The sequence below is a fragment of the Sphingomonas sp. IBVSS2 genome, assembly GCF_002127225.1.
In the GTDB taxonomy this organism is placed as follows: domain Bacteria; phylum Pseudomonadota; class Alphaproteobacteria; order Sphingomonadales; family Sphingomonadaceae; genus Sphingomonas.
The window spans coordinates 871,080-895,973 of record NZ_NFUR01000001.1 but is presented as its reverse complement, the minus strand read 5'-3'; the positions used below and the strand labels follow the sequence as shown (position 1 = coordinate 895,973).

27 protein-coding genes are annotated in these 24,894 nt (G+C 68.3%); 11 read left to right on the top strand and 16 right to left on the bottom strand.

The features are described from left to right. The first annotated feature begins 10 nt into the window (after positions 1-10). Positions 11-409, top strand: coding sequence for a septal ring lytic transglycosylase RlpA family protein (locus CAP40_RS04380; RefSeq protein ID WP_086128089.1), 399 nt, complete (start codon positions 11-13; stop codon positions 407-409). Here the strand turns inward: CAP40_RS04380 and CAP40_RS04375 are convergent. After that, positions 406-1,254, bottom strand: a complete 849-nt coding sequence (locus CAP40_RS04375; protein WP_086128088.1) for an oxygenase MpaB family protein — start codon at positions 1,252-1,254, stop codon at positions 406-408. The genes CAP40_RS04380 and CAP40_RS04375 overlap by 4 nt on opposite strands. 98 nt (positions 1,255-1,352) lie before the next feature. Between CAP40_RS04375 and CAP40_RS04370 the strand changes: the two genes are divergently transcribed. Together CAP40_RS04370 and ppc are read left to right on the top strand one after the other, a co-directional pair. Beyond that, positions 1,353-2,366, top strand: a complete 1,014-nt coding sequence (locus tag CAP40_RS04370) for a L,D-transpeptidase (RefSeq protein ID WP_256924011.1) — start codon at positions 1,353-1,355, stop codon at positions 2,364-2,366. A 79-nt stretch (positions 2,367-2,445) separates the two neighbouring features. Beyond that, on the top strand, positions 2,446-5,118 hold the full coding sequence (gene ppc, locus CAP40_RS04365; RefSeq protein ID WP_086128087.1) for a phosphoenolpyruvate carboxylase: 2,673 nt from the start codon (positions 2,446-2,448) through the stop codon (positions 5,116-5,118). A gap of 34 nt (positions 5,119-5,152) precedes the next feature. Here the strand turns inward: ppc and CAP40_RS04360 are convergent, their stop codons facing one another. Next, complete coding sequence (locus CAP40_RS04360; RefSeq protein WP_086128086.1) at positions 5,153-5,545, bottom strand: thioesterase family protein; 393 nt, start codon at positions 5,543-5,545, stop codon at positions 5,153-5,155. A 64-nt stretch (positions 5,546-5,609) separates the two neighbouring features. Here CAP40_RS04360 and CAP40_RS04355 point away from each other — a divergent pair, with 64 nt between their 5' ends. After that, positions 5,610-5,813, top strand: coding sequence for a hypothetical protein (locus CAP40_RS04355; protein WP_256924010.1), 204 nt, complete (start codon positions 5,610-5,612; stop codon positions 5,811-5,813). On the opposite strand, the gene CAP40_RS04350 is transcribed toward CAP40_RS04355, so the two are convergent. The 5 genes from CAP40_RS04350 to CAP40_RS04330 form a co-directional block, all read right to left on the bottom strand. Further along, on the bottom strand, positions 5,803-6,189 hold the full coding sequence (locus CAP40_RS04350; RefSeq protein ID WP_086128084.1) for an MliC family protein: 387 nt from the start codon (positions 6,187-6,189) through the stop codon (positions 5,803-5,805). The genes CAP40_RS04355 and CAP40_RS04350 overlap by 11 nt on opposite strands. A 59-nt stretch (positions 6,190-6,248) precedes the next feature. Next, a complete protein-coding gene (locus tag CAP40_RS04345; protein WP_086128083.1) occupies positions 6,249-6,662 on the bottom strand; it encodes a biopolymer transporter ExbD in 414 nt (137 codons plus the stop codon). Positions 6,663-6,766: 104 nt separating this feature from the next. Further along, positions 6,767-7,357 carry a YdeI/OmpD-associated family protein gene (locus CAP40_RS04340; protein ID WP_086128082.1) on the bottom strand — a complete coding sequence of 197 codons (591 nt, stop codon included), beginning with the start codon at positions 7,355-7,357 and terminating at the stop codon, positions 6,767-6,769. Positions 7,358-7,403: 46 nt separating this feature from the next. Next, a complete protein-coding gene (locus tag CAP40_RS04335) occupies positions 7,404-7,742 on the bottom strand; it encodes a DNA primase (RefSeq protein ID WP_086128457.1) in 339 nt (112 codons plus the stop codon). 76 nt (positions 7,743-7,818) lie between these two features. Then, positions 7,819-9,051, bottom strand: a complete 1,233-nt coding sequence (locus tag CAP40_RS04330) for a multidrug effflux MFS transporter (protein WP_086128081.1) — start codon at positions 9,049-9,051, stop codon at positions 7,819-7,821. 119 nt (positions 9,052-9,170) lie between these two features. Between CAP40_RS04330 and CAP40_RS04325 the strand changes: the two genes are divergently transcribed. From CAP40_RS04325 to CAP40_RS04315, 3 genes are all read left to right on the top strand, one after another. Further along, positions 9,171-9,686 (top strand): hypothetical protein, encoded by a 516-nt coding sequence (locus CAP40_RS04325; RefSeq protein ID WP_086128080.1) that lies wholly within the window; start codon positions 9,171-9,173, stop codon positions 9,684-9,686. 98 nt (positions 9,687-9,784) lie between these two features. Beyond that, the gene (locus CAP40_RS04320) at positions 9,785-10,735 is read left to right on the top strand and encodes an isopenicillin N synthase family oxygenase (protein ID WP_086128079.1); all 951 of its coding nucleotides are present in this window, start codon (positions 9,785-9,787) and stop codon (positions 10,733-10,735) included. A 133-nt stretch (positions 10,736-10,868) separates the two neighbouring features. After that, positions 10,869-12,161 carry a homoserine dehydrogenase gene (locus CAP40_RS04315; RefSeq protein WP_086128078.1) on the top strand — a complete coding sequence of 431 codons (1,293 nt, stop codon included), beginning with the start codon at positions 10,869-10,871 and terminating at the stop codon, positions 12,159-12,161. Between the two features lie 2 nt (positions 12,162-12,163). Here the strand turns inward: CAP40_RS04315 and CAP40_RS04310 are convergent, their stop codons facing one another. Beyond that, positions 12,164-12,481, bottom strand: coding sequence for a hypothetical protein (locus CAP40_RS04310; protein WP_086128077.1), 318 nt, complete (start codon positions 12,479-12,481; stop codon positions 12,164-12,166). A 70-nt stretch (positions 12,482-12,551) separates the two neighbouring features. Further along, positions 12,552-12,905, bottom strand: coding sequence for a hypothetical protein (locus CAP40_RS04305; protein WP_086128076.1), 354 nt, complete (start codon positions 12,903-12,905; stop codon positions 12,552-12,554). A 155-nt stretch (positions 12,906-13,060) separates the two neighbouring features. On the opposite strand from CAP40_RS04305, the gene glpX reads away from it, so the two are divergent. Beyond that, positions 13,061-14,029 carry a class II fructose-bisphosphatase gene (gene glpX, locus CAP40_RS04300; RefSeq protein WP_086128075.1) on the top strand — a complete coding sequence of 323 codons (969 nt, stop codon included), beginning with the start codon at positions 13,061-13,063 and terminating at the stop codon, positions 14,027-14,029. Between the two features lie 34 nt (positions 14,030-14,063). Here the strand turns inward: glpX and CAP40_RS04295 are convergent, their stop codons facing one another. Genes CAP40_RS04295 through CAP40_RS04285 form a run of 3 tightly spaced genes read right to left on the bottom strand, consistent with a single transcriptional unit; the run spans position 14,064 to position 17,989 of the window. Continuing rightward, positions 14,064-14,822 carry a DNA-binding domain-containing protein gene (locus tag CAP40_RS04295; RefSeq protein ID WP_179187903.1) on the bottom strand — a complete coding sequence of 253 codons (759 nt, stop codon included), beginning with the start codon at positions 14,820-14,822 and terminating at the stop codon, positions 14,064-14,066. Then, entirely contained in the window at positions 14,812-15,663 is an 852-nt protein-coding gene (locus CAP40_RS04290; RefSeq protein WP_086128073.1) for a DUF692 domain-containing protein, read from the bottom strand. The genes CAP40_RS04295 and CAP40_RS04290 overlap by 11 nt, the downstream gene beginning before the upstream one ends. Positions 15,664-15,676: 13 nt before the next feature. Next, positions 15,677-17,989: a ferritin-like domain-containing protein gene (locus CAP40_RS04285; protein WP_086128072.1), complete on the bottom strand. Its 2,313-nt coding sequence runs from the start codon at positions 17,987-17,989 to the stop codon at positions 15,677-15,679. A gap of 210 nt (positions 17,990-18,199) precedes the next feature. On the opposite strand from CAP40_RS04285, the gene CAP40_RS04280 reads away from it, so the two are divergent. Both CAP40_RS04280 and CAP40_RS04275 read left to right on the top strand, forming a co-directional pair. Further along, positions 18,200-18,943, top strand: coding sequence for a CPBP family intramembrane glutamic endopeptidase (locus CAP40_RS04280; protein ID WP_086128071.1), 744 nt, complete (start codon positions 18,200-18,202; stop codon positions 18,941-18,943). 54 nt (positions 18,944-18,997) lie between these two features. Next, positions 18,998-20,857: a CocE/NonD family hydrolase gene (locus CAP40_RS04275; protein WP_086128456.1), complete on the top strand. Its 1,860-nt coding sequence runs from the start codon at positions 18,998-19,000 to the stop codon at positions 20,855-20,857. On the opposite strand, the gene CAP40_RS04270 is transcribed toward CAP40_RS04275, so the two are convergent. Then, the gene (locus CAP40_RS04270; protein ID WP_086128070.1) at positions 20,854-21,969 is read right to left on the bottom strand and encodes an NAD(P)/FAD-dependent oxidoreductase; all 1,116 of its coding nucleotides are present in this window, start codon (positions 21,967-21,969) and stop codon (positions 20,854-20,856) included. The two genes, CAP40_RS04275 and CAP40_RS04270, sit on opposite strands and share 4 nt — an antisense overlap. Positions 21,970-22,024: 55 nt before the next feature. On the opposite strand from CAP40_RS04270, the gene CAP40_RS04265 reads away from it, so the two are divergent. Then, positions 22,025-22,471, top strand: coding sequence for a MarR family winged helix-turn-helix transcriptional regulator (locus CAP40_RS04265; protein ID WP_086128069.1), 447 nt, complete (start codon positions 22,025-22,027; stop codon positions 22,469-22,471). Here CAP40_RS04265 and CAP40_RS04260 read toward each other — a convergent pair. The 3 genes from CAP40_RS04260 to CAP40_RS04250 are packed head-to-tail and all read right to left on the bottom strand — an operon-like array spanning position 22,468 to position 24,841. Then, on the bottom strand, positions 22,468-23,121 hold the full coding sequence (locus CAP40_RS04260) for an FABP family protein (RefSeq protein WP_086128068.1): 654 nt from the start codon (positions 23,119-23,121) through the stop codon (positions 22,468-22,470). The genes CAP40_RS04265 and CAP40_RS04260 overlap by 4 nt on opposite strands. Next, entirely contained in the window at positions 23,121-23,894 is a 774-nt protein-coding gene (locus CAP40_RS04255) for an ABC transporter permease (protein ID WP_086128067.1), read from the bottom strand. Before CAP40_RS04255 ends, CAP40_RS04260 begins: the two co-directional genes overlap by 1 nt. After that, the gene (locus CAP40_RS04250; protein WP_086128066.1) at positions 23,891-24,841 is read right to left on the bottom strand and encodes an ABC transporter ATP-binding protein; all 951 of its coding nucleotides are present in this window, start codon (positions 24,839-24,841) and stop codon (positions 23,891-23,893) included. Before CAP40_RS04250 ends, CAP40_RS04255 begins: the two co-directional genes overlap by 4 nt. Positions 24,842-24,894: the final 53 nt, after the last annotated feature.

Below are 24,894 nucleotides of genomic sequence, written 5' to 3'. Positions count from 1 at the left end.
CGAGCGGGGGATGGCATTTGCCGTTGCGGCAATGCTGCTCTCGCCCTGCGCGATCTCCCATGCGAACGCACCCGGCCTGGCGCCCGCCGCCGCCATCGCCACCGGCGAAGCCAGCTATTATGCCGACCGTTTCGCCGGGAAGCGCACCGCGAGCGGCGAGGCCTATGACCCCAGCGACTTCACTGCCGCGCACCGCAGCCTGCCCTTCGGCACGCACGTGCGCGTCACCGACGTCGCCAATGGGCGCAGCGTGGTCGTGCGGATCAACGACCGCGGCCCCTGGGGCAAGGGCCGGCTGATCGATATCTCCCGCGCGGCCGCGAACGAGATCGGCCTCGCCCGCCGGGGCCGGGGCATCGTTTCGCTCGCATTGGCCGAAGAGGAAAAGGCCGAAGCCGGCCAGGACTAACGAAACGCCCAGCGCAGGGTGCGCGCCACGCCGCGCGTGCCGATGCGCAGCGCGGGAGTCGCCAGGCCCGCGCTGGAAAGCCCGTGCATCGTCCGCGCCCAGCCGGGCAGCAGGTCCACCGCCGCGCCGAAGGTGAGCGCCTGCACCGGCGCCACCGCCAGATTGGGCGCCGGCTGGTCGAGCACCATGCGCGCCACCTCGCGGGTGCGCGCGTCCACCAGCAGTTCCGGGCGCATCGCAGCGATCAGCGCATTCGCCTCGGCCCGGCTGCGCGGGATCGGGTCGGTGCCCAGCGCCTCGGCGATGCGCGCGAAATCGGCGAAATACCTGTCCTGGTCGGCCATCGACATGCCCGGTTCGGCATAGCGGATCCAGGCATCGAGGAAGCACACCGCCTCGGTCACATGCACCCAGGCGAGCAGGCCCGGATCGTCGGCGGCATAGGGCGTGCCGTCGGGCAACACGCCCTTCACCCGGGTGTGGACGTCACGCACCTTGGCGATCGCCGCGCCGGCCTCTTCCGCCGAGCCATAGGTGGTCACCGCGATGAACCGCGCCGTGCGCCGCAGCCGACCGAGCATGTCGCCGCGAAAGGCGGAATGGTCCCACACGCCCGCCAGCACTGCCGGATGGAGCATCTGGAGCAGCAGCGCCGCGACGCCGCCCACCATCATGGTGGTGACGTCGCCATGCACGCGCCACACCACCGATCCGGGGCCGAACAGGCTCTCCTCCGGCTTGCGCTGGACCGGCTTCTCGCCCCGGGCCTGGTCGTTGAACACCGCGCGCACCTGGCCGATCAGCGCGCCGCGCAGCCTTTTCGCAATGCCATCGGCCGGATTCATGGCCCCAAGCTAGGGACTAACAGCTTTCCCGCAACCGCCCGTTTTCGCCGGGGCGCCACGCTGATAGGATGTCATGACGTCATCGCATGGGTTGAGTCTTGCTCCGGTCGAAGCGCATCAAAGCATTGTTCCTTGCCATCGCCACGGGCCTGCTCGCCACTGCGGGCGCGGCCCAGATGCAGCCGATCAACGGCGGCACCGTGATGGCATCGGTGGAGCGGCTCAGGCCCGGCCAGTATATCTGGGTGCCCGAGATCGCCCCGGCGGGCCCGATGCTGGTGGTGGTGAACATCGCCACCCAGCGGGTGGTGGCCTATCGCAACGGCGTGCCGATCGCAGTCTCCACCATCTCGACGGGCAAGCCCGGCCATCGCACGCCTACCGGCGTCTTCACCATCCTGCAAAAGGCGAAATGGCACCGTTCGAGCAAATATTCGAACGCGCCGATGCCCTTCATGCAGCGCCTCACCTGGTACGGCATCGCCCTCCATGCCGGGAACCTGCCGGGCTATCCGGCCTCGCATGGCTGCATCCGCCTGCCCCATGAATTCGCCCGGCTGCTGTTCGAGGAGACCGACCTCGGCATGACGGTGATCGTCACCAACCAGGCCCCGGCGCTGCGCATCGGCGCCGATCCGGTGGCGCCCGCGCTCCCCGCCGGCCCGGCGGTGTGGCGGCCCGAGCTTTCGCGCTCCGGCCCGGTCTCGATCGTGGTGAGCGGCGCGGACCGGCGGATGGTGGTGCTGCGCGGCGGCGTCGAGATCGGCTCGGCACCGGTGGCGTTCGACGGGGTGATCGACCGGGTCCAGGCCTATGTGCTGCAGGACGTGGTTGCCGGCGACTATCGGTGGCAGCGGCTGGCGCTGCCGGGCGAGGGCCGTGCCGCCGTCACTCCCGCCGCGCCGGATGCCGGCCGCTTCCAGGGCAGCGATCCCTTCCGCCGCGCGCTCGCCGGCGTGGTGGGGCCCGGCACCACCCTGGTCGTGATCCCCGATTCGCTCGGCCTGGGCAGCGATCTCGCGCGGCCCGCCGCCGTCGCGACGGAAGCGCTGATCGAGAATGATCCCGGCGTTGCCGGATGGCTGGAAGACGACCAAGTCACCACGCGCTGAGCCGGAAAGCGAAACTAAACGCGTCCCCAAGCGCTTTCGCATTGACCCCGTAACATTTCGCAGTGCAGCAACGCGCCCCATGGCTAGCCTCGCGATCGCAAACAACGAGGATGTTCGCTTCCTCGGTCGGCTCCTCGGCAACGTAATCCGTGCCTATGGCGGCGAGGAGCTGTTCAAGCGCATCGAATATATCCGCTCGACCTCGGTGGATCGCGCACGCGGCGTGGCGGGGGCGGGCGCGGTGGACCGCGGGCTCGACCGGCTGACGCTGGACGAGACGCTCGATTTCACGCGCGGCTTCATGCTCTTCTCGATGCTCGCCAACCTGGCCGAGGACCGCCAGGGCGTGGAGACCGAGAAGGATGCCGACATCGCCTCGGCGCTCCGGCGGCTGGAGGGCGAGGGCATCGGCCGCGACGCGGTGATGGCGCTGCTCGACCAGGCGCTGGTCGCCCCGGTGCTCACCGCACACCCCACCGAAGTACGCCGCAAGTCGATGATCGACCACAAGAACCGGATCGCCGAGCTGATGCTGCTGCGCGATCGCGGCGTGGCCGAGACCGAGGATGGCGACCAGGTCGAGGAAGCGATCCTGCGCCAGATCGCGCTGCTCTGGCAGACCCGGGTGCTGCGCCGCGAGAAGCTGGGCGTCGCCGACGAGGTGGAGACCGCGCTCTCCTATCTGCGCGACATCTTCCTGCCCGTCCTCCCGGCGCTCTATGCCCGGTGGGACCGGGCGCTGGGCGGCCGCGCGCCCTCCTTCCTGCGCCCCGGCAGCTGGATCGGCGGCGATCGCGACGGCAATCCGTTCGTGACCGCCGATTCGATGCAGTTCGCGCTCGCCCGCGCCGCCGAGGCGGTGCTCGGCTATTATCTCGACGCGGTCCATGCGCTGGGCGCCGAGCTTTCGATCTCGACCGAGCATGTCGAGGTCGGCGAGGCGCTGCTCAAGCTCGCCGAGGCCAGCCATGACGAGGCGAGGAGCCGCGCCGACGAGCCCTATCGCCGCGCGATCACCGGCATCTATGCCCGGCTCGCCGCCACCCATCAGGCGCTCACCGGCAAGGCGCCGCCCCGCCCCGCCGCGATCGCCGCCGAGCCCTATGCCAATCCCGGCGAGTTCCGCGAGGAGCTGGTTACGATCGCCCATGCGCTGGCCGACGAGGGCAATGGACCGTTGGCGACGGGCGGCGCGCTCGGCCGGCTGATCCGCGCGGTGGAGACGTTCGGCTTCCACCTGGCCACGCTCGACATGCGCCAGAACAGCGCAGTGCACGAGCGCGTGGTCGCCGAGCTGCTCAAGGCCGGCGGCGCGACCGAAGATTATGCCTCGCTTCCCGAAGAGCAGCGGGTCGAGATCCTCCGCAGGGAACTGGCCGGCGCCCGGCCGCTCACCAGCCCCTATGCCGAATATTCGGAGGAGACGGCGTCCGAACTCGCCATCGTCCGCGCCGCGGCCCAGGCCCATGCCAGATACGGGCGCCAGTGCATCACCCATTACATCGTCTCGATGGCGCAATCGGTGTCGGACCTGCTCGAGGTGCACATCCTGCTGAAGGAAGCCGGGCTCTACATCCCGGGCGACGCGCCCCAGGCGCACGTCATGGCGATCCCGCTGTTCGAGACGATCGGCGACCTCGAGGGCGCGCCGGCGATAATGGAAGCCTGGCTCGGCCTGCCCGAAGTCGCGGCGATCGCGGCGAAGCGCGGGCATCAGGAAGTGATGATCGGCTATTCCGATTCCAACAAGGACGGCGGCTACCTCACCTCCACCTGGCAGCTCTCGCGCGGCTCGACCGCGCTGAAGCCGGTGTTCGAGAAGGCGGGCCTGGGCATGCAGCTGTTCCATGGCCGCGGCGGGGCGGTGGGGCGCGGCGGCGGCTCGAGCTTCGCGGCGATCCTCGCCCAGCCCAAGGGCACGGTGCAGGGCCGCATCCGGGTGACCGAGCAGGGCGAGATCATAGCCGCGAAATACGGCACGCGCGAGAGCGCGCGCACCAATCTGGAGGCGATGGCCTCCGCCACGCTGCTCGCCAGCCTCGAGCCCGAGAAGCTGGGCAAGGCCGATGCGACGCGCTTCGCCGCGGCGATGGACCAGCTCTCGGACAGCGCGTTCAGGGCCTATCGCGGGCTGGTCTACGAGACCGAGGGCTTTCGCGGCTTCTTCCGCCAGGCGACGCCGATCGCCGAGATCGCCGGCCTGAAGATCGGCTCGCGCCCGGCGAGCCGGAAGCAGTCCGACGCGATCGAGGACCTGCGCGCCATCCCCTGGGTGTTCAGCTGGGCGCAGGCGCGGATCATGCTGCCGGGCTGGTACGGCGTCGGCCAGGCGCTCGAGGCATTCGCGGACAAGGGCCTGCTGCGCGAGATGGCGACGGCCTGGCCGCTCTTCGCCTCGACCCTGGCGAACATGGAGCAGGTGCTGGCCAAGTCCGACATGGAGATCGCGGCGCATTATGCCGCGCTCGTCGAGGATGCCGGCCTGCGCGACGCGATCTTCGGCCGGATCCGCGAAGGCTGGCAGAAGACGCATGACGGGCTGCTCCAGGCGACCCGCCAGACGCGGCTGCTGGAGAAGCATCCGGGGCTGGAGACGTCGATCCGCCTGCGCCTGCCCTATATCGAGCCGCTCAACCTGCTGCAGATCGAGCTGCTCAAGCGCCACCGCGCCGGCGAGGACGATCCCCGGATCGGCGAGGGCATCCTGCTCTCGATCAACGCGATCGCGACGGCATTGCGGAACAGCGGGTAGTTTCAATTCCTCCTCGAGCCTGCTCGGGGAGGAACTAGGAAAGGAACGGCGCCGCCACTTCCGCCGGCACGCGGACCAGCCGCCCGCTCGCCCGGTCGAGGATCGCCCAGGTCGTCTTCGCCTCGACGCGGATCTTCCCGTCCGTGCCGGTGAACTTCATGTGCCGGTCGAACCGTGCGCCGCGCGGCGGCTCGGGCACCCAGGTCTCGGCGAGGACCGTCTCGCCTTCGGTCACATTGCCGCGATAGTCGATCTCGTGCCGGGTCACGACCCATAGATAGGCGTCCATGTGCTCGGGTGCGGCGACCGCATGCCAATGCGCGACCGCCACGTCCTGGATCCACTTCACCCACACCGCATTGTTGACGTGCCCGAGTTCGTCGATGTGCTCGGGCCCGGCGGTGATCGTCGCGGTGTAGCTCGCCATGCGTCCTTCCAGCTTAACCAATCTCGGAAGCGCGGCCTTCATCGCTCCGCGCTATCCCGGCACCATGATCCCGCGCCGCCCCTCCCGGATCTTCCGCAGCCGCTGGGCCGCCCTGTTCTGGGCCGCGGGCGTGATCTTCACCGCCGTCACCTTCATCGGCTTCGGCGACAAGGAAAGCCATCAGGCCGCCGCCATGCTCGAAGACGCGACCGGCGCGAACGTCAGCAACAGCGACCTGGCGGTGCTCGAGAATTTCGTCAACGGATGACCGTGCAGGCGATCGGCGGCTGGCCCGGCGCTTCGAACGACATGGCGTCGCCCTTGCCCTCGAAGGTCGTGCTGCCGTCCGAATAGCGGACGCCGGAGGCCATGCGCTGCTGCGGCAGCACGAACGTCCGCCCGTCGCGGGTGACGGTTGCAATGTCCTTGTCCGTATCGAAGCGCGCGACGATGCGCACCCCGTCCATGCAGCGGAAGCGCACGGCCGAGCCGGCATCGCCGGCGATCGGCGCCTTGTCTACCGGCGCGGGCGAGGCGTCGTCGGTGATGTTGGTGGTTTCCGCCTGCACGACGTTGCGGTCGACGGCGGGCTGCGGGCTGGAGCAGGCGCCGAGCACGAGTAGGGCAGTCAGGGTCAGGCGCATCGGGATTCCTCTTTCGTCCGGGAACGTAACGAATAGCCCGATGCGCCCGTTCCGCCAGCCTAGTCTTCGAGCGGCCGATTGCCGACGAAGCCGAGCCTGGTGATGCCCGCACGCTTCACCGTGGCGAGAATCCCGTCGAACCGCTCGTAGCGCGCCTCCGGATCGGTCTGGAGGTGCAGGACCGCGCCCGATTTCTGCAGTGCCGCCAGCCGCTCGGGCAGCGCCGCATCGGCAAGCGCCGCGCCGTTCCAGTGGAGCGCGCCCTGCCGGTCGATCGCCAGCACCACAGGTGGCAGCGGATCGGCGGTCCCCGGCTTCGCGGGCAGGTCCACCGGCACCTTATGCGAGGCTATCGGAATGGCGATGATGATCACGACGAGCAGCACCAGCATCACGTCGATCAGCGGCGTGATGTTGATCGCACCGATCGGAGCAGTATCGGGAATGCGGCGAGCGCGGACGGCACGGGTCATGGCACCTCTCCTCGTTATGATGATGTAACATCACATAGCCGCGACATGATGGCAACGCGTTTCTCCCGCTCCCCGCCAGCGGGGAGCGGGAAGTCAGCCGCCCCTCAGCAATTCTCGTATTTCCAGTTCCGGCGCTTCCCCTCGCGCATCCAGGCCATTGCCTCCGCGACGCGCTTGGCCTTGGTCTCCGGCCGCTTGGCCTCGGCGATCCATTCGCAATATTCGCGCCGGCAGCTCGGCGAGAAGGCGTTGAAGGCGGCGGCGGCCGCATCGTCGGCCGCCAGGGCCCCGGCCAGTTCGGGAGGCACTTCCGCCTCACCCTTGGGCGCGGCGCGCGGGCGGGCGGGCTTCGCTTCCGCCATCAGCGCAGCCGCCTCGCGGATCAGCCGCTCGACTTCCGTCGCCCCGGGCAAGTCGTCCAGCGATCCGATGCGGCCGAACTGGCCCATCGCCTCGCCTTCCTTGCCGGTTTCATTGTCCTGCCGGTTCCAGAAGCCGAAGCTCACATGCGCCTTGAACGCGGCCATGTTGGCGAAGGGCCTGCCGCCGAGCGTGAAGAAGGGATGCGACCATTTGACCGTCTCCTCCACCTCCGGCACGGCGGCGTGGAAGCGCGCGCGGATCCAGTGCAGGATCGGCCGCGCGAACGCGGCACGGCTCTCGATATAGGTATCTACCCGGGGATCGCTGGCCATGGGGCAGCATGTTCCGCCGCCCCGGGCCGGACGTCAATAGCGGCGCTCAAGGATCGAGCGCATCCCCGTCGGCATCGTCCAGATCGTCGTCGTCCGCCAGGTCGTCCTCGTCGAACCCATCCTGGATCTCGTCCTCGGAAATGGCGCGCGCCTTCTGGGCGGCATCCTCGTCCTCCTCGCCGGTCTCGTCGTCGACCATGCGCAGATCGTCCGCGTCATCATCGTCGTCCGCGCCGAAATCGGGTGCCATGTCGGTCAGGACATTGCCGTCGCTCGGGCCGTCGTTGGTCGCCTCGAGGATCTCGGCGCGCTGGCTCTCGTCATAGCCTTCCTCGTCGAACCCCTCATCGCCTGGGCCGCGCCCCGGAACCTGATAGCCACCCATCATCCGTCCTCGCATCACGCGCCCGCCACGGCGGCGGGCCTTCGAAGTGCGAACGGCGATCGTGCCCGAGCGTTCCCTAGCTGGGGCGGAACATGCGTCCGCGCTCGGTCACGGCCACTACCACGAAAGCGGTGAGGCCCATAAGCAGGAATCCGGTGTAAAGCGGCACGGTGGTGCCGTCGAACGCCTGGCCGATCGCGGCGCCGATCAGCGCCGAGCCGAGCGTGGTGACGAAGCCCTGCAGGCTCGAGGCGGTGCCGGCGATCTCTCCCATCCGCTCCATCGCCATCGCCGAGAAATTGGACGTGGAAAGGCCCACGCATCCCATCATCAGCGCCTGGAGCAGGGTGAAGCTCCAGATCGATTCGAAGCCGCCCCACGCCACGGCGAGATGGATCGCGGCGAAGACGATCATCCCGGCAAGCGCCGTATGCGAGATGCGGCGCATGCCCATCTTCATCACCAGCCGCGAGTTGAGGAACGAGCCGAGCGCCATGGTCGAGGCGACGCAGGGGAAGACGACCGCCAGCAGCCCGGGCGCGTGGAACACGTCCTCCATCACCTGCTGCACCGATCCGATGAAGCCGAACATGCCGCCCGACAGCAGCATGATGCCGATCGTATAGCCCACCGCCTGGCGATCGCGCAGCATCAGGCCGTAATCGGCGAACACGCGCGCCGGGTTGAGCGACAGCCGCCCCTCCTGCCCCAGCGTCTCGGGCATGCGCAGCCAGAACCACAGCACCACCACGCACGCCAGCGCGGCGACGGCCCAGAAGATCAGCCGCCACGATCCGGCATAGAGGATCAGCTGCCCCAGGCTCGGCGCGACGATCGGCGCGGCCATGAAGACGATGAAGGCCAGGCTCATCACCCGCGCCATCGCCCGGCCGGCGAAACAGTCGCGCACCAGCGCCACCGAGACGACGCGCGCGCCCGCCGCCGACGCGCCCATCGCCGCGCGGGCGATCAGCAACAAGGTGAAGCTGCCCGAGAGCGCCGCCACCGCGCTGGTCACCACATAGGAGGTCAGCGCGATCGCCAGCACCGGCCGCCGCCCGTACCGGTCCGAGAGCGGGCCATAAGCGAGCTGGGCGAAGGCGAAGCCGATCAGGAACGCCGTGACGACATATTGGCGATGATTGGGCGCGTCGACGCCCAGGCTGGCGCCGATCGCAGGCAGCGCGGGCAGCATCGAATCGATGCCGAGCGCGGTGAGCGCCATCATCGCCGCGACCAGGCTGACGAACTCGCCGAACGCGAGCGGCGCCTTGTTCTGCGCTTGCGCTGTGAGATGCGGCTCTTCCATGCCGGCGCAAATGGCGCATCGGGCGGCGCGCGTCACCCCCCAAAGCCAGCGCCTTTCTTGCGCCGGCCATGCGCTTCGGCTAGTGTATTGCATTTATGATACACCAATGGAGAGCGCCGATGCGTCGTCTGCCCCTTCTGCTGCTTCCCCTCGCGCTGGCCGCCTGCAACGGCGGCACGGGAACGCCGGTGACGATCGACGTGAAGTCGGACGATGGCGACAATGGCAGCTTCAAGATGGAAAACGGCACCGTCTCGATCAAGGGCGACGGCTTCCAGGGCAATTTCAAGGTGCCGCAGATCAAGATGAAGGCCGACGACGTCGACCTCGACGGCGTGAAGCTCTACCCGAAGTCCGAGATCGCCGGATTCCACATCACCGGCAGCGACAAGCCCGGCAACGGCAAGGACGGGGGCAAGGACGACGGCAAGGTGCGGATCGACTTCACCAGCCCCGCCTCGCTCGCCGCCGTCCAGAGCTGGTTCCGCGAAGGCTTCACGAGGAAGGGTTTCAAGTTCGCGGCCAGGGGCGACGGCTTTGCCGGCACCACTTCGGACGGCGGCGCCTTCACGCTCGACCTGAGCGCGGACGGCGGCGAGAAGGTCAGGGGCCGCATGGAGATGACCGGCAGCTAGCCGCGCCCGTCGCCACGCGATCCCGGGTCGGGCGATGCCGGCGCACCTCTTGTCGCGCCGGCATCGGCGGGTCTAACTGGGCCCAAGGAGACTCATAGATGGCTACTGTTCTCGACGAGGTACCCCTCGTCTCGATGGCCGAACAGGCGAACGATCCCGATGGATTCGCGCAGAAGTTCGGCCAGTCCTTCCGGCGCTTCGGCTTCGCGATGGTCGCCGACCATGGCGTGCCGCAGGATCTGATCGATCGCGCCTGGGCGATGACCAAGGCCTTTTTCGACCTGCCCGAGCAGGAAAAGCGCGCCTATTTCGTCGAGGGCGGCGGCGGCGCGCGCGGCTATACGCCGTTCAAGACCGAGATCGCCAAGGGCGCGCAACATGTCGACCTGAAGGAATTCTGGCATGTCGGCCGCGAACTGGCCAAGGGCCATCGCTTCGAGAAGGACATGGCGCCGAACATCTGGCCGGACCGCCCCGAAGGCTTCAAGGAGACCTTCCTCGAGCTGTTCCAGGCGTTCGACGATGCCGGCGACCGGCTGCTCTCGGCGATCGCGCGCTATCTCGGCCTCCAGCCCGACTGGTTCGATCGCGCGGTGCGCGACGGCAATTCCGTCCTGCGCCTGCTCCACTATCCGCCCGTCGCCGCCGATGCGCCGGAGGTTCGCGCCGGCGCGCATGAGGACATCAACCTGATCACCCTGCTGCTCGGCGCCGAGGAAGCCGGGCTCGAGCTGCTCGACCGCGACGGCCGCTGGCTGCCGGTCAAGCCGCCCGAGGGCGCGATGGTGGTCAATGTCGGCGACATGCTGCAGCGCCTGACCAACCACTATCTGCCCTCCACCACCCACCGCGTGGTCAACCCGCCGGTCGAGCGCCGCGGCACCCCGCGCTACTCGATGCCCTTCTTCCTGCACCCGGCGCCGGACTTCCTGATCGAGACGCTGCCGTCGACGATCACGGAGGCGAATCCGAACCGCTATCCGGAATCGATCACCGCGCACGACTATCTGTTCGAGCGCCTGGTCGAGATCGGGCTGATCAAGAAGTAAGCCCGGAGCAAAGAAATCCTCCGTCACCCTGAACTTGTTTCGGGGTCCAAGGTGCAGCTAGGTGCCGACAGCGCGGCCCTTGCCGCGCGTTGGATGCTGAAACGAGTTCAGCATGACGGGGAATGAGCTGACAATGACCGAACCGCTTCGTATCGCACTTGCAGGCCTGGGCACCGTCGGCGCGGGCGTGATCCGCCTGATCGACGCGAATGCGGAGCTGATCGCGAGGCGGGCCGGCCGGCCGATCGAAGTGGTCGCAGTCTCCGCGCGCGATCGCGCCAAGGATCGCGGCGTCGACATCACGCGCTTCGACTGGGTCGACGACACCGCCGAACTGGCGCGCCATCCCCGGGCGGACGTGGTGGTCGAGCTGGTCGGCGGCTCCGACGGGCCTGCCCTCGCCCTCGCCCGCGCGGCGCTGAACGGCGGCAAGAGCTTCGTCACCGCCAACAAGGCGATGATCGCGCATCATGGGCTGGAGCTCGCCGGCGCTGCGGAAGATGCCGGCCTGGCGCTCAAGTTCGAAGCCGCGGTGGCCGGCGGCGTGCCGGTGATCAAGGGCCTGCGCGAAGGCGCCGCCGCCAACGAGATCGCCCGCGTCTATGGCATCCTCAACGGCACCTGCAATTTCATCCTGTCCAAGATGGAAGCCGAAGGCCGCGACTTCGCCGAGATCCTCGCCGAGGCGCAGCGCCTCGGCTATGCCGAAGCGGACCCGAGCTTCGACATCGACGGCGTCGATGCCGCGCACAAGCTCTCGATCCTCGCAAGCCTCGCCTTCGGCACGCAGCCGGCGTTCGACCGGGTGGCGATCACCGGCGTGCGCCATGTCCTCGCCGCGGACATCGCCGAGGCAGCCTCGCTCGGCTATCGCGTCCGCCTGCTCGGCATCGCCGATGCCGGTCCCGGCGGACTGTTCCAGCGCGTGCATCCGCATCTCGTGCCGCTCAGCCACCCGCTCGCCCATGTCACCGGCTCGACCAACGCCGTGGTCGCGGAAGGGAATTTCGTCGGCCGGCTGCTGTTCCAGGGCGCCGGCGCCGGCGACGGCCCGACGGCATCCGCCGTGGTCGCCGACCTGATCGACATCGCCCGCGGCGAATTCGGCCACCCCTATGCGATGCCCGCCGCCGCACTCGCCCGGCAGGGGACCGCCGATGCCGGCGAGCGCACCAGCCGCGCCTATGTGCGCTTCACCGTGGCGGACAAGGTGGGCGTGCTCGCCGAGATCGCCGCAGCGATGCGCGATGCCGGCGTCTCGATCGAGAGCCTGATGCAGCGCGGCGCCAACCCGGACGGCAGCGTGCTCGTCGCCATCGTCACGCACGAGGTGCCGGAACGCGCGGTGTCGCAGGCGCTCGACAAGCTGCGCGGCTCGGCCAGCCTGATGGGCGAGCCGATGTGGATGCACATCCTGGCCGGCTAGGCTCAGTCGAGGCTGCTCTTCAGCACCTGCCGCCCCTTGTGCGGGCATACGGGCGCACCGGTGGTGCCGCAGGCCATGCCCGTGTTGCGCACCGCCTCGCGCTTGGCATCGGTGACTTCGGTGCTGGGGAGCGGCAGGCGGTAGCGCTTGGCGGGATCGGCGGGCACCGTGACGGCAAGGTTGCGCGGCTGCGGCGCGGCGCGGGCGGGGATATTGGTGACGCGCGTCACGCGCGCCCTGGCCTTGCGGCGATGCTGCTGCGGCGGCTCGACAGCGGGCAGGGCATTGGCGAGGGCGAGGGCGAAGGCGAGCAGCAGCATCCGGGTCTCCGAAGGAAAGTCACCGCGCTCAACGCGCGGCGCGCCGCCGGTTTCCCTCGGCCGCCGTCCCTCAGGGCGCCAGTTCGCGGCGCACGGTGCGCACGCCGCGTGCGCTGACGCTCATCGTCACTCCCGCAAAACCGCAGCGCACCAGGAACGCGCCCTCGCCGCACGGCGGGCGCCCGTCCGCCCCGTCGAACAGCCGGTTGAGCCGCCCCTGGTCGGTATCGGGTCCGTTGTACGTCGTCGTCAGCGGCACACGGTATTTGTCCGCCTCCCGCCGCGAGCAGACGACGATCTCGCTCTCGTCGCGCGCGCGCCGGCACGCGGGATTGGCCGACCAGCGCTGGCGATGCGCCTCCATCACCTGGGCCGGCGACGGGTCGTTATTCTGGGCAAGCAGAAGCAGGGCCATCATCAGCATGTGCACGTCCTCCGCCCCCGGGGTTTCGTTACGCTAGCGCCGAGTTGTGACCGAATTGGGAACGGCGGCATGCTGACAACGTTAGCGGAATCGACAAGCGCCACGGCGCTGCCTAATCGCCGCCGCAAGTCCAATCACCGGGGTATCCCATTCCCATGCAGCAGACCGCCAGCCACGCCCTCGACCGCGTCCTCGTCCTCGAAATGGTGCGCGTGACCGAAGCGGCGGCGATCGCCGCCTCCACCCTGGTCGGCCGCGGCGACGAGAAGGCGGCCGACGCCGCCGCGGTCGAGGCGATGCGCGACGCGCTCAACAAGCTCTATCTCGACGGCACCGTGGTGATCGGCGAGGGCGAGCGCGACGAGGCCCCGATGCTCTATATCGGCGAGAAGGTGGGCGCGGCGCAGGGCAAGGGCCCGGCGATCGACATCGCGCTCGACCCGCTCGAGGGCACCACCATCTGCGCCAAGGCCGGCCCCAATGCGCTGGCGGTGCTCGCGGTGGCCGAGAAGGGCGGCCTGCTCAACGCGCCCGACGTCTATATGGACAAGATCGCGGTCGGCCCCGGCTATCCGGAGGGCGTGATCGACCTCAACAAGACGCCGACCGAGAATGTGCACGCGATCGCCAAGGCCAAGGGCGTGCAGCCGCACGAGATCATCGCCTGCGTGCTCGATCGCCCGCGCCACGAGAAGCTGATCGCCGAGCTGCGCGACGTCGGCTGTGGCGTGGTGCTGATCGGCGACGGCGACGTGGCCGGCGTGATCGCCACCACCGATCCCGAGACGACGATCGACGTGTATATGGGCCAGGGCGGCGCGCCCGAGGGCGTGCTCGCCTGCGCGGCGCTGCGCTGCGTCGGTGGCCAGTTCAAGGGCCGGCTGATCTTCCGCAACGACGACGAGCGCCTGCGCGCGCGCAAATGGGGGATCGAGGATCTCGACAAGATCTACGACCTCACCGAGCTCGCCAAGGGCGACTGCATCTTCGCGGCGACGGGCGTGACCGACGGCTCGCTGCTCGAGGGCGTGAAGCGCTTCGCCACCAAGATGACCACCGAGAGCGTGGTGATGCGCGCCCATTCGGGCACGGTCCGCTGGGTGAAGGGCGAGCACCGGCTGTAATCCCCGTTCGCTTCGCGAGGGAGGATTCGAGGGCTCACCCCGGCGCCGCCAGCCCGTGCGCCGCCGCGAAGGGCAGCCATAGCGAGATGCGCGCGTCGTCCGGCAGCGGCACCGCGCGCGCCGGATCCTCCGGAAGCACGGCCAGCCAGTCATATTGCCAGGGTTCGAGCGGCAGGCAGGCGATCCGATACTGCGCGCGGGCGACCGCGAGCAGCATCGGCTCCGAACGCGGGGGGATCGGCTCGCCCCTGGCCAGCATCTCGCTGAAGTCGAAGGGCAGCGCCAGCAACCGGGCACTGTCCGGCCGATACCAGCGCCGAGTCGCGGCCAGCGCCAGCAACTCGGCCAGCACCGGATCCATGCCCGGCCAGGCCGGGGCGTCGCGCTCGATTCCATGGGCGCGGTGGACTTCGGCCTTGGTCCGCTCGATGCGCGCCAATGCGGCCGGGATGGCGCCGACATCCTGCGCCCCGCCCGGCGGCCGCGACGCCTCGAGCCATGCCGGGAAGCCGGCGCCGAAATCGTAGAGCGTGTAGCTGCGCGAGGGCCGCGCTGCGACATAGCCCTGGGCGAACAGGCCGAAAGCGGTCGGCCCGGCCAGCGCCGCGAGCAGGGGATATTCGCGCTCCAGGCACTCGATCAGCCGCTGGCGATAGCCGCGCGCATAGATCTGGACCCGATCCTCGGCAGTAAGCCGGTTGTCGCCATGGACATGCGCGCGGGCACCCCGGTCCGAGGCGGCGAGGATCGCCTCCTGCATCCAGTCCTGCAGCGCGGCGAGTTCAGGCGGCAAGCGGCAGCCCCTCGCGCACCCGCCGCGCCTTGGCGAGCTCGGCGGCGACCACTTCGAATTCGGGGATGGCGGCATCCCATTCGACCATGGTGGCGACCGGCCCGCAGCGCTCCCATACCCGGGCATAGAGCGGCCACACCGCATCGGGCACCGGCGCGTCGTGCGTGTCGATCAGGTGCGTGCCATGGTCGCTCGGGCCCGCCAGGTGGACCTGCACGACATGCGCCGCCGGGATCGCCTCGAGATAGGCGAGCGGATCCTGCGCATGGTTGAAGCTCGATACATGGACGTTGTTGACGTCGAGCAGCAGCCCGCAGCCGGTCGCCTCGCACAATCGGGCGAGGAACTCCGCCTCGGGCATCTGGCTGGCGCGGAACTCGAGATAGGTGCTCGGATTCTCGACGATCAGCGGTCGGCCCAGGAAATCCTGCACCCGGGCCACCCGGTCCGCGACATGCGCCAGCGCCGCCTCGGTGAGCGGCATCGGCAGCAGGTCGTGGCTGTTCACGCCCTGCACCCCGGTCCAGCACAGATGGTCCGAGATCCAGAGCGGCCGGAAGCGTTCGGCCAGCACGCGCAGCTTGCCGAGATAGGCCATGTCGAGCGGCGCGGTGCTGCCGATCGAGAGCGACACGCCGTGGAGCACCACCGGCCGGTGCGCCGCGACATGCTCGAACACGCGCATGCCATAGCCGGCATTGTCGAGCAGATTCTCGGTGATCGCCTCGAACCAGTCGACGCCCCAGGATTCCGGGGGCGTCGACATCAGGTGCGGGAAATGCTCCTCGCGCAGCCCCAGCCCGTCGCCGGGATTGGGCAGGCCGAGCCGGGGCAGCGTCATGGCGATCCTTCTCCTAGGTCGAAGGCGGATAGGCCAGGCGCAGATCGTTCGGCGCCTGCTGGACCAGGCCCGCCACCGGCTTGTCCGGATCGCCATTGACCTTGTAGGCGACGACCTTGGCAAAGGCCTGGAAGGCGATGTCCTCCACCTTGTCGCCTTCCTTGAAGTCGATCGTGGCGATCTTCTTCGAGGAAGGCGCGCCGCAGCCCGAGGGGGTAGGCGACGGCGAAGGCGACGGGGTGCCACACAGATTCTTGTCCGCCTTGGCCTGCGGGGCCCCGCAGCCCGAGGGCGACGGCGTCGGCTTGGGCGTGCCGCAGAGCACCGGCTTGGAACTGCCGACCAGCGCCCAGACCTCCATCGTGCCCGCCTTGGGATAGAGCTGGAGCGCGGAGATCGGCACCGCGCAGCCACCGAAGCCGCCGCAGATATTGTCGCTCGGCGCAGTGTACATCGGGCCGCTCGGCGTGGGCGTGGGAGAAGGCGTGGGCGTGCCGCACAGCCCGCCATAGGTGCGCATGGTCACCGCCGAGCAGCCGCCGCCCTTCACTGCGGTCTGCGTGCCGCAGCCACCGCCCGCGACCGGGTTGGCCTTGGGCGCGTTCGAGGTCTTGGAGGCGGCTGAGCCGCAGCCGCTGCTCGCCCCGCCGCAACTGCCGCCGCCGCTGGTGAGCTGGACGAAGCCGCAGCCGCCCTGGCCCTTGCACAGGTTCGAGCCGCGGCACGTGTGATAGATCGACGTCTGGGCGCAGGCGTTGGTGCCCCATTTGCCCCCGACTTCCGCCACGTCGAGCCCCTGGCAGGCATGGTTGACGATGCTCGAATCCGGCTCGCCGACGCCGACCGAGAGGTCCGGGGTCCTGCCGAACACCGCCCAGGCGGTCGACATGCGGTCGCCCGATCCCGCCATCGACGGGAAGGGGAAGGACACGGTGGCGCCGGCGGGGTTCCAATAGCTGTCGAGCACGGTGGTGACGCCCTTGATCGCGCCGCACACCGCCTGGCTCATCTTCTGGAAGCCGGCCGCACTGTCCGCGCCGTTCTTCAGGCTGTTGAGCGCATGGGCGATCTGCTCCGGCGTGGCCAGGCCATAGGGATTGTCCTTGGGATCATAGCCTTCGGTGGTCAGGTCCGCCGCGGTCCATTTGCCGATCCTGGGCGACTGGTCCCAGGTCTCGAGCCCGCCGCTGCCGCGAATGTCCTCGATCTCGCGGAAGCGAGTGTAATGGTCGATGCCGTCATTGTCGGCGCGCGCCGCGGCATCGGACGAGGGGATGAGCTTGCCGGTCTGCGAATAGCTCGGATAGTCGGAGGCGAGCGCATCGCGGTCCGGGCAATAGTGCGGGCTGACCGCGCCCTGGACGAGCTTGGCGGCATCGTCCTTCAGCCGCTGGCCCTTGTCGTCATAGCGCGCGCCCAGCGTGGCGCCTTCGCCCTGGTCGGTGATCGCGTTCATCATGTTGAGCGCCTGTTTCAGCGCGATCTCGGGATCGGTGAGCGCGATCGTGGTCTCGAAGCCCATGAACTCGCGCATCGGATGGCCGGGGAAGCTGAAATTGTTGAACAGGTCGTTCTGCTGGCCCGAGGCGTCCATCACATGGTCCCAGAGCCGCGACCCGTCCTCATAGGTGATCAGCAGATAGTCGCGATAGCATTGGTACATATAGCCGATCGAGCCGAACAGGATGTGCGCGTCGAGCTCCGCCACGGTCGTGTATTTGAACGGGACCTTGGGGAAATATCGCTCCTGGTTGCGGACGATGTCCTTCTCGGCCGTCTCCTGCGGCTGCTCGATGGCGAGGAACAGCTTGATCCGCTCCTCGTCGAGCGGGCCGACATTCACCTTCACGTCCTTGAACCGGTTGGTGTCCGTCAGGTCGACGACGCCGGGGATCCGGGTCAGCTTGGGGCCGTAGCAGGTCCAGCCATGATCGCCGCTCTGCAGCGCGGTGGCGGTGAAGCTGGGCACGGCGCCGATCGACGTGGCGAGATTGGCCGCCATCTGGAGATGCAGCATCTCCTGGATGAACACCGAGAAGACGATGTTGAACGCCTTCTTGTTGCCCCAGCCCTTCTTGCCGGGCTTGTGCTCGAAGCTCGCGCTCGTCTTGGCGCCCGGCCATTGCCGGCCCTTGTAGAAGCTGTTCCCCTGGCTCGTGATGGGGTGCATGCCGGTGATCGAATAGAGCGAGGTCATGTAGAGCGGGATGGTGAACAGCTCGACATTGACCGCCGCCTGCGCGATCCAGCGCACCACCAGCGTGTCGGTCTCCAGGAATTTGAGAGGGCGCGCGGACAGCTCGCCGGCCTTGTGCGTCAGATGCATGACAATTTCCCCCAAGCTTCGCGGAAGTCTGCGATGACACTGGGTTCCACCAACGCAATTGGGACGTCAATCGACGAAAGAACCAATATAGTTGGATGCGATATTTGTCGTGGCTGACAGTCAATTTACGCTTTTCTTGAACCGCCTCCTCACCCTTGCCTCGCGCCGCGCCGCCGCTATTCCGCTGCACGGTCACAAGGGGAGCAGGACATGCATGCGCTCGTTGCGCCGGCGCTGTTGAGCATATCGCTGGCCGCACTCGCCTGGTTCCAGCGCAACGACGTCCGCAGCTTCCGGCGCTTCCGCGAGATCGAGGACACGCAGCGGCGCCAGCGCGCCTATCTGCGCTGGGCCCGCAACGCCTGCGCCATGTATCTGGGCGTGCCGCTGCTCGGGCTGGCGCTCCTCGGGCGAGTGGAGGCGCTGTGGCGCTTCCCCGGCGAATTCGCGCCACTGACCCCGGCCATGCCCGACTTTCGCATCGACAGCCCCCTGGTCCTCGGGCTCATGGTGGGGGCAATGCTCGGCGGGGGAGCGTTGGGCGCGCTGCTGCAGCTCAGGCGACGCGAGCCCGCCAAGCCCGTGCCCGGGCTGGATATCACCGCGATGCTGCCGCGCAACCGGGCCGAGTTGCTCCGCGTCCTGCCGCTGACCATCAATGCCGGGATCAGCGAGGAGATACTCTTCCGCCTCTATCTGCCGCTCCTGATCGTGCTGAGCGGCGGTACCCCGGCATTCGCCTTCATCGCCTCGACGCTGATCTTCGGACTGCTCCATCGCTATCAGGGATGGCTGGGCATGGCGGTGACGACGCTGCTCGCCGCATTCTTCGCCGCGCTCTATCTCGGCACCGGCGGACTGGCGGCACCCATCCTGGTGCACTTGCTGATCGACTTCAATGCGCTGGTCCTGCGCCCCGCCATCGCCCTCCGGTTTCGCCGCCGCGCCGATTGACACCGGCAACACACCGGTTACGCCCTCTCCATTCCGGTTCCGATGGAGGTGTGCATGCGGTTGGTCAGTCTCTTCGCCCTGGCGGTCGCCGCCGCGCCGGTCGCCGCGCTGCCCGCGCGCCAGGCCGCACCCGCCGCGCCGGCCCAGGCCGAGGGCTCGCCCTTCGTGATGGAGGAGGCGATGATCCCGATGCGCGACGGCGCGAAGCTCCACACGGTGATCCTGCGCCCCCGCGACCAGAAGGGTCCGTTGCCGATCCTGTTCAGCCGCACCCCCTATGGCGCCACGGCCCGCGCGCCGCAGAGCGTGCCGTCCAGCTGGGCGGCGCTGGCGCGCGACGGCTATGTCTTCGTCTCGCAGGACATGCGCGGCCGCTTCCAGTCCGAAGGCGGCCCCTTCACCCTCTCCACCGAGATCAAGGCCGGCAAGAACGCCGTCGACGAATCGACCGACGCCTATGATTCGATCGACTGGCTGGTGAAGAACGTGAAGCCGAACAACGGCAAGGTCGGCATGTGGGGCGTCTCCTATCCCGGCTTCACCGCCGCCGTCGCGCTCGCCCGCCCGCACCCGGCGCTGAAGGCAGTGAGCCCGCAGGCCGCCTGGACCGACTATTGGAAGAATGACGACCTGCACCGCTGGGGCGCGATGCGCCTCACCTATGCCAGCGACTGGGTGAACAGCCTCCAGGCCGACAAGACCAATGCCGGCATCGACCTGTACGATCGCTACGACACCTATGAATGGTTCCTCAAGGCCGGCTCGCCGGCGGACATCGAGGAGAAGTATTTCAAGGGCCGGGTGCCGCGCTACCGCGAGATGATCGAGCATCCCGACTATGACGAATTCTGGAAGAAGCAGGTCTGGTCGGACACGCTGAAGCGCACCACCGTGCCGACGCTCAACGTCGCCGGCTATTGGGACCAGGAAGATCCCTGGGGCAGCTGGCAGATCTTCTACAAGCAGCGCGAGAACGACCCGGACAAGCTCGCGCTGATGGTCGCCGGCCCGTGGAACCATGGCAGCTGGCGCTCGCCGGGCAATGCGCTCGGCCGCATCCCGTTCGGCGTCGACAGCGGCACCCAGTTCATGGAGCAGGTCGAAGCGCCCTTCTTCGCCTATTGGCTGCACGGCAAGGGCACCAAGCCCGATTATGCGCTGAAGAGCTTCCAGTCGGGCAGCTGGCAATGGAAGACATACAGCCAGTGGCCGCTCGCCAATGCCGCGCGCCGCAGCCTGTTCCTCCATGCCGATGGCAGCGTCTCGTTCCAGGCGCCGGCCGCGGGCGAGGGCTGCCGCGAATATGTCTCCGACCCGGCCAATCCGGTGCCTTTCCGCGCGCGCCCGATGTCGGCCACCTATGCGACGCCGGACTGGCGCTGGTGGGAGACCGAGGACCAGCGTTTCGTCGAATATCGCCCGGACGTGCTGAGCTATGTCAGCGCCCCGCTCGACGGCGACCTGACGGTGACCGGCGCGATCACCGCCAGCCTGATGGCCGCGACCAGCGGCACCGACAGCGACTTCGTGGTCAAGCTGATCGACGTCTTCCCCGAGGACTATGAGAAGCCGCCGACCGCGCTCGGCGCCTATGCCAAGGGGCTGAGCGGCTATCAGCTGCCGATCGCGATGGAGGTTCGCCGCGGCCGCTATCTCCAGTCGTTCGAGAAGGCGACGCCGCTGGTGCCCGACCAGGTCACCGACTGGTCGATCCCGCTGCGCGACCATGACCATGTGTTCAAGAAGGGCCACCGGATCATGGTCCAGGTCCAGTCGAGCTGGTTCCCGATGATCGACCGCAACCCGCAGACCTTCGTGCCGAACATCTACAAGGCCAAGCCGGGCGATTACCGGAAGGCGACGCAGAAGGTGTGCGCCGGCTCGGCGATCATGCTGCCGGTGGTGGGGAACTAGGCGAGGGCGCGCTCCCGATAATGCTCCAGAACCGAGCCGAGCGCATCGGATGAGATCGAGAGGCGCAGTCCTTCCGCTGCGCCTTTCGCGGCGATCGCCGCGCGGTCGGCCATCGCAGCCTCGTAGCGCGTGACCGCCGCCCAGCCCTCTGCCGATAGCAGCGCTTCGGCCAGGTCGGCGGCGTCGGCCAGCGCGAGATTGACGCCTTCGCCGCTGAACGGCGACATCACATGTGCGGCGTCGCCGAGCAGCGTGATGCCCCGGCGCGTCGTCCAGCGATGGCCGATCGGCAGCGCCGTCATCGGCCGCACCGCCAGCGCATCGCCCTCGGCGATCAGTGCGCGAAGCTGGGGCGCCCATCCGGCGAATTCGGCCAGCACCTGCGCGCGCACCGCCTCGACCGGCATCGACTGCCATGTTCTTGCCGTCGCTTCCGGAATGCGCAGCCCGGCATAGCCGCGAATATGGCCCGCGCCGTTTCGCTGCGTGATCAGCAGCCGGTTGTCGCCCGCCGCGAACATCTTGCCATGGCCGGTCAACGCATCGACCTGGGGATGGCGCTCCACATCGAAGCCGAGCTCGAGCAGCGTCGCACCTTCATAGACCGGCGTCGCGTCGGAAAGCAGCGGCCGCACCCGCGACCAGGCGCCGTCGGCACCGATGACGATGTCGAAGCGCTGCGCTGCGCCATCGATGACGACCTCCCAGCCATCACCCCATGGCCGGATCGCCTCGACCGGGCTGCCCCAACGGACCGTCCCCGGCGCCAGCGCGGCGAGGAGGATGTCCCGGAGTACCGTGCGATCGATCTCGGGCCGATCATGGCCGGCGCCGTCATGGTCGAACACCAGGGCGCCGGCGGAATCATAGAGCCGATCGCCCTGATCCTCGGGCCGGGCCGCGGCGATGAACTCGACCTCCAACCCGGCCAGCCGCATGGTGCGCTGCCCGGTCTCCGCGTGCAGGTCGAGCGAGCCGCCCTGGGCGCGCTCGCCGGCATGGGCGTCGCGCTCGAACAGGATGACGGCGCGGCCGCCTTGTTGCAACAGGCGGGCCAGCATCAGCCCGCCGGGCCCGCCGCCGATGATCGCGATCGAGGGATTGGTTGTCATGGTGAGTCGCTCCAGTTACATAGGAGCCTATACATTAAACATAGGATGCTATGCAATGCCCGTGGACTTTGCCGGCGAGACGCGCATGTCCGGCCATTATTTCAGCCGGATCGCGCGGGCCATGGCGCGCATCGGCGACGCAAGGCTGAAGCCGCTGGGCTTCGCCACCGCGCAATTGCCGGTGCTCACCGCGCTGCGCGACGGCGCGGCAAGGTCGCAGAGCGAGCTGGCGCGCTGGGCGAAGGTCGAGCAGCCGACCATGGCGCAGTTGCTGGCGCGGATGGAACGCGACGGCATCGTCCGACGCGAGTCCGATCCGCGCGACAGGCGCAGCAGCCTCGTGTCGCTGACCGAAGAGGCACGCACGAAGCTGCCCGCCGCGCGGAAGATATTGGAGGAGGGCAACGACGATGCCACCAGGGGCCTGTCCCAAGAAGAACTGGCGACACTGGTCGGGCTGATGGAGCGCGTGCTGGCGAACCTCGACGCGCTGGAAGCCTAGGCCCGCTCCCCCCGCGCCGCCAGGATCTGTACCCAGGGGTTGGGCTTCGCATCCCCCACGCGGCGCAGCGCGTTGCGGTCGTGATGGTCGAAGCTGCCCTGGCCCTTCACTTCGAGCGTGGTGTGGATGTCGTAGCTCCAGCCGCCCTCGTCGTCGAAGACGATGTCGATCGTATAGGCATCGGTGCGGAAGGCATATTCGAGGAAGTCGGTCGAGCAGATGCCGTAGCTGGTCTGCCCGCGCGTCGCCTCCACCCGGATCGCCTTGTCCCCCGGCGCGCCCTTGCCGGCGGCGAGCAGCACCTGGCCGCGCGGGATCGCCAGCGTCTGCAGGATCACGCCCGTGGCCGGCTCCCACAGCCAATAGCCCACCTGGTCGTGGAAGGTGATGTCCTCTTCCGCGGTGGTGATGTGGATGTGGTAGCGCAGGCCGTAGAAGAGCTGCGGCCCGTTCGCCTGGGGGTCGATCGGCACGAACTCGATCCGCTCGATGAATTCGCGCCGCTCCGGCCCGTCGGCCTTGGGGTTTAGGTCGACGCCCTTCCTGCCCTCCCAGCGGCCGGCCAGGCGCGCCAGGGGGCCGAGATTGGCCAGCGTGTGCGGATCGACGTCCTCGGGCTCGGTGAAGATATCGAGCGGAAAGGGATTCATCAGTTCTTGAGCCTGTAGCCGGTGCGGAAGATCGTCACGATAAGGCCAAGGCACAGCGCGAGGAAAGCCGCGACGAAGCCCAGGCTCCAGCGCACGTCGATATCGCCGACATCGCCGAAGAACGCCCAGCGGAAGCCGCTGATCAGATAGGCCACCGGATTGAACAGGCTCACCGTGCGCCACGGCTCGGGCAGGAAGCTCAGCGGATAGAAGCTGCCGCCGAGGAAGGTGAGCGGCGTCAGGATCAGCGCCGGCACCAGGTTGAGCTGCTCGAAGCCCTTGGCCCAGATGCCGATGATGAAGCCGAACATGCTGAAGCTGATCGAGGTGAGCAGCAGGAAGGCGAGCATCGCCACCGGATGATCGACCCGCAGCGGCACGAACAGTCCCGAGGTGAGCAGGATGATCAGCCCGATCACCACCGACTTGGTCGCCGCCGCGCCGACAAAGCCGATCACCAGCTCGACTGCGGAGATCGGCGCCGAGAGCAGCTCGAACACCGTGCCGGTGAACTTGGGGAAATAGATGCCGATCGAGGCGTTGGCGACGCTCTGGGTGAGCAGCGACAGCATGATCAGGCCGGGCACGATGAAGCTGCCATAGGGCACGCCTTCGATCGACGGGATCCGGCTGCCCATGCCGCTGCCGAACACGATGAAATAGAGCGAGGTGGTGATCACCGGCGTCGCGATCGACTGCCAGAGCGTGCGCAGCGTGCGCGCCATCTCGAACTTGTAGATCGCCCAGATGCCGTGGAAGTTTACGAAGTTCACGCCACGCCCCCCTCGTTCGACGTTTCCCGATGCTCGACCAGCCCGACGAAAATATCCTCCAGGCTCGACTTGGAGGTGTCGAGGTCCTTGAACGCGATGCCCATCTCGCCGAGCTTGCGCAGCAGCGAGGGGATGCCAGTGCGTTCCGCCTGGGCATCGAAGGTGTAGCGCAGGCGATGGCCCTCGTCCTCGAGGCTGAGGTGCCATTCCTCCAGCCCCGCCGGGATCGCGGCCATCGGCTCGACCAGCGACAGGTCGAGCTCGCGCTTGCCGAGCTTCTTCATCAGCGCGGCCTTGTCCTCGACCAGCAGCAGCTTGCCCTTGTCGATCACGCCCACCCGGTCGGCCATTTCCTCGGCCTCCTCGATATAGTGGGTCGTGAGGATGATCGTGGTGCCGCGTTCGCGCAGCTTGCCGATCATCTTCCACATGTCGCGCCGCAGCGACACGTCGACGCCGGCAGTGGGCTCGTCGAGGAACAGGATGTCGGGCTCGTGGGAGAGCGCCTTGGCGATCATCACGCGGCGCTTCATGCCGCCCGACAGCTCCATGATCTTGGCCCCGCGCTTGTCCCAGAGCGACAGGTCCTTGAGCACCTGGTCGCAATAGGCCTGGTCCGGCGCCTTGCCGAACAGCCCGCGCGAGAAGCGCAGCGCCGATCCGACGGTGGAGAACATGTCGACTGCGATCTCCTGCGGGACCAGCCCGATCTTCGAGCGGGCGGCGCGCGGCTCGTGGACCGCGTCGTGCCCGTCGACCAGGATGGTGCCGGTACTCGGCGTCACGATGCCGCAGATGATCGAGATGAGCGTGGTCTTGCCCGCGCCATTGGGCCCGAGCAGCGCGAAAATCTCGCCGCGCCGGATCTCGAGGTCGACATGATCGAGCGCCCTGTGGCCCGAGCCATAGGTCTTGCTCACGCCATTTATGGAAAGAATGGAAGTCATCGTGCCCCCGGCCGGGAAAGGACCCGCTAGGTAAGCGCGGCAACGCGGCGCGG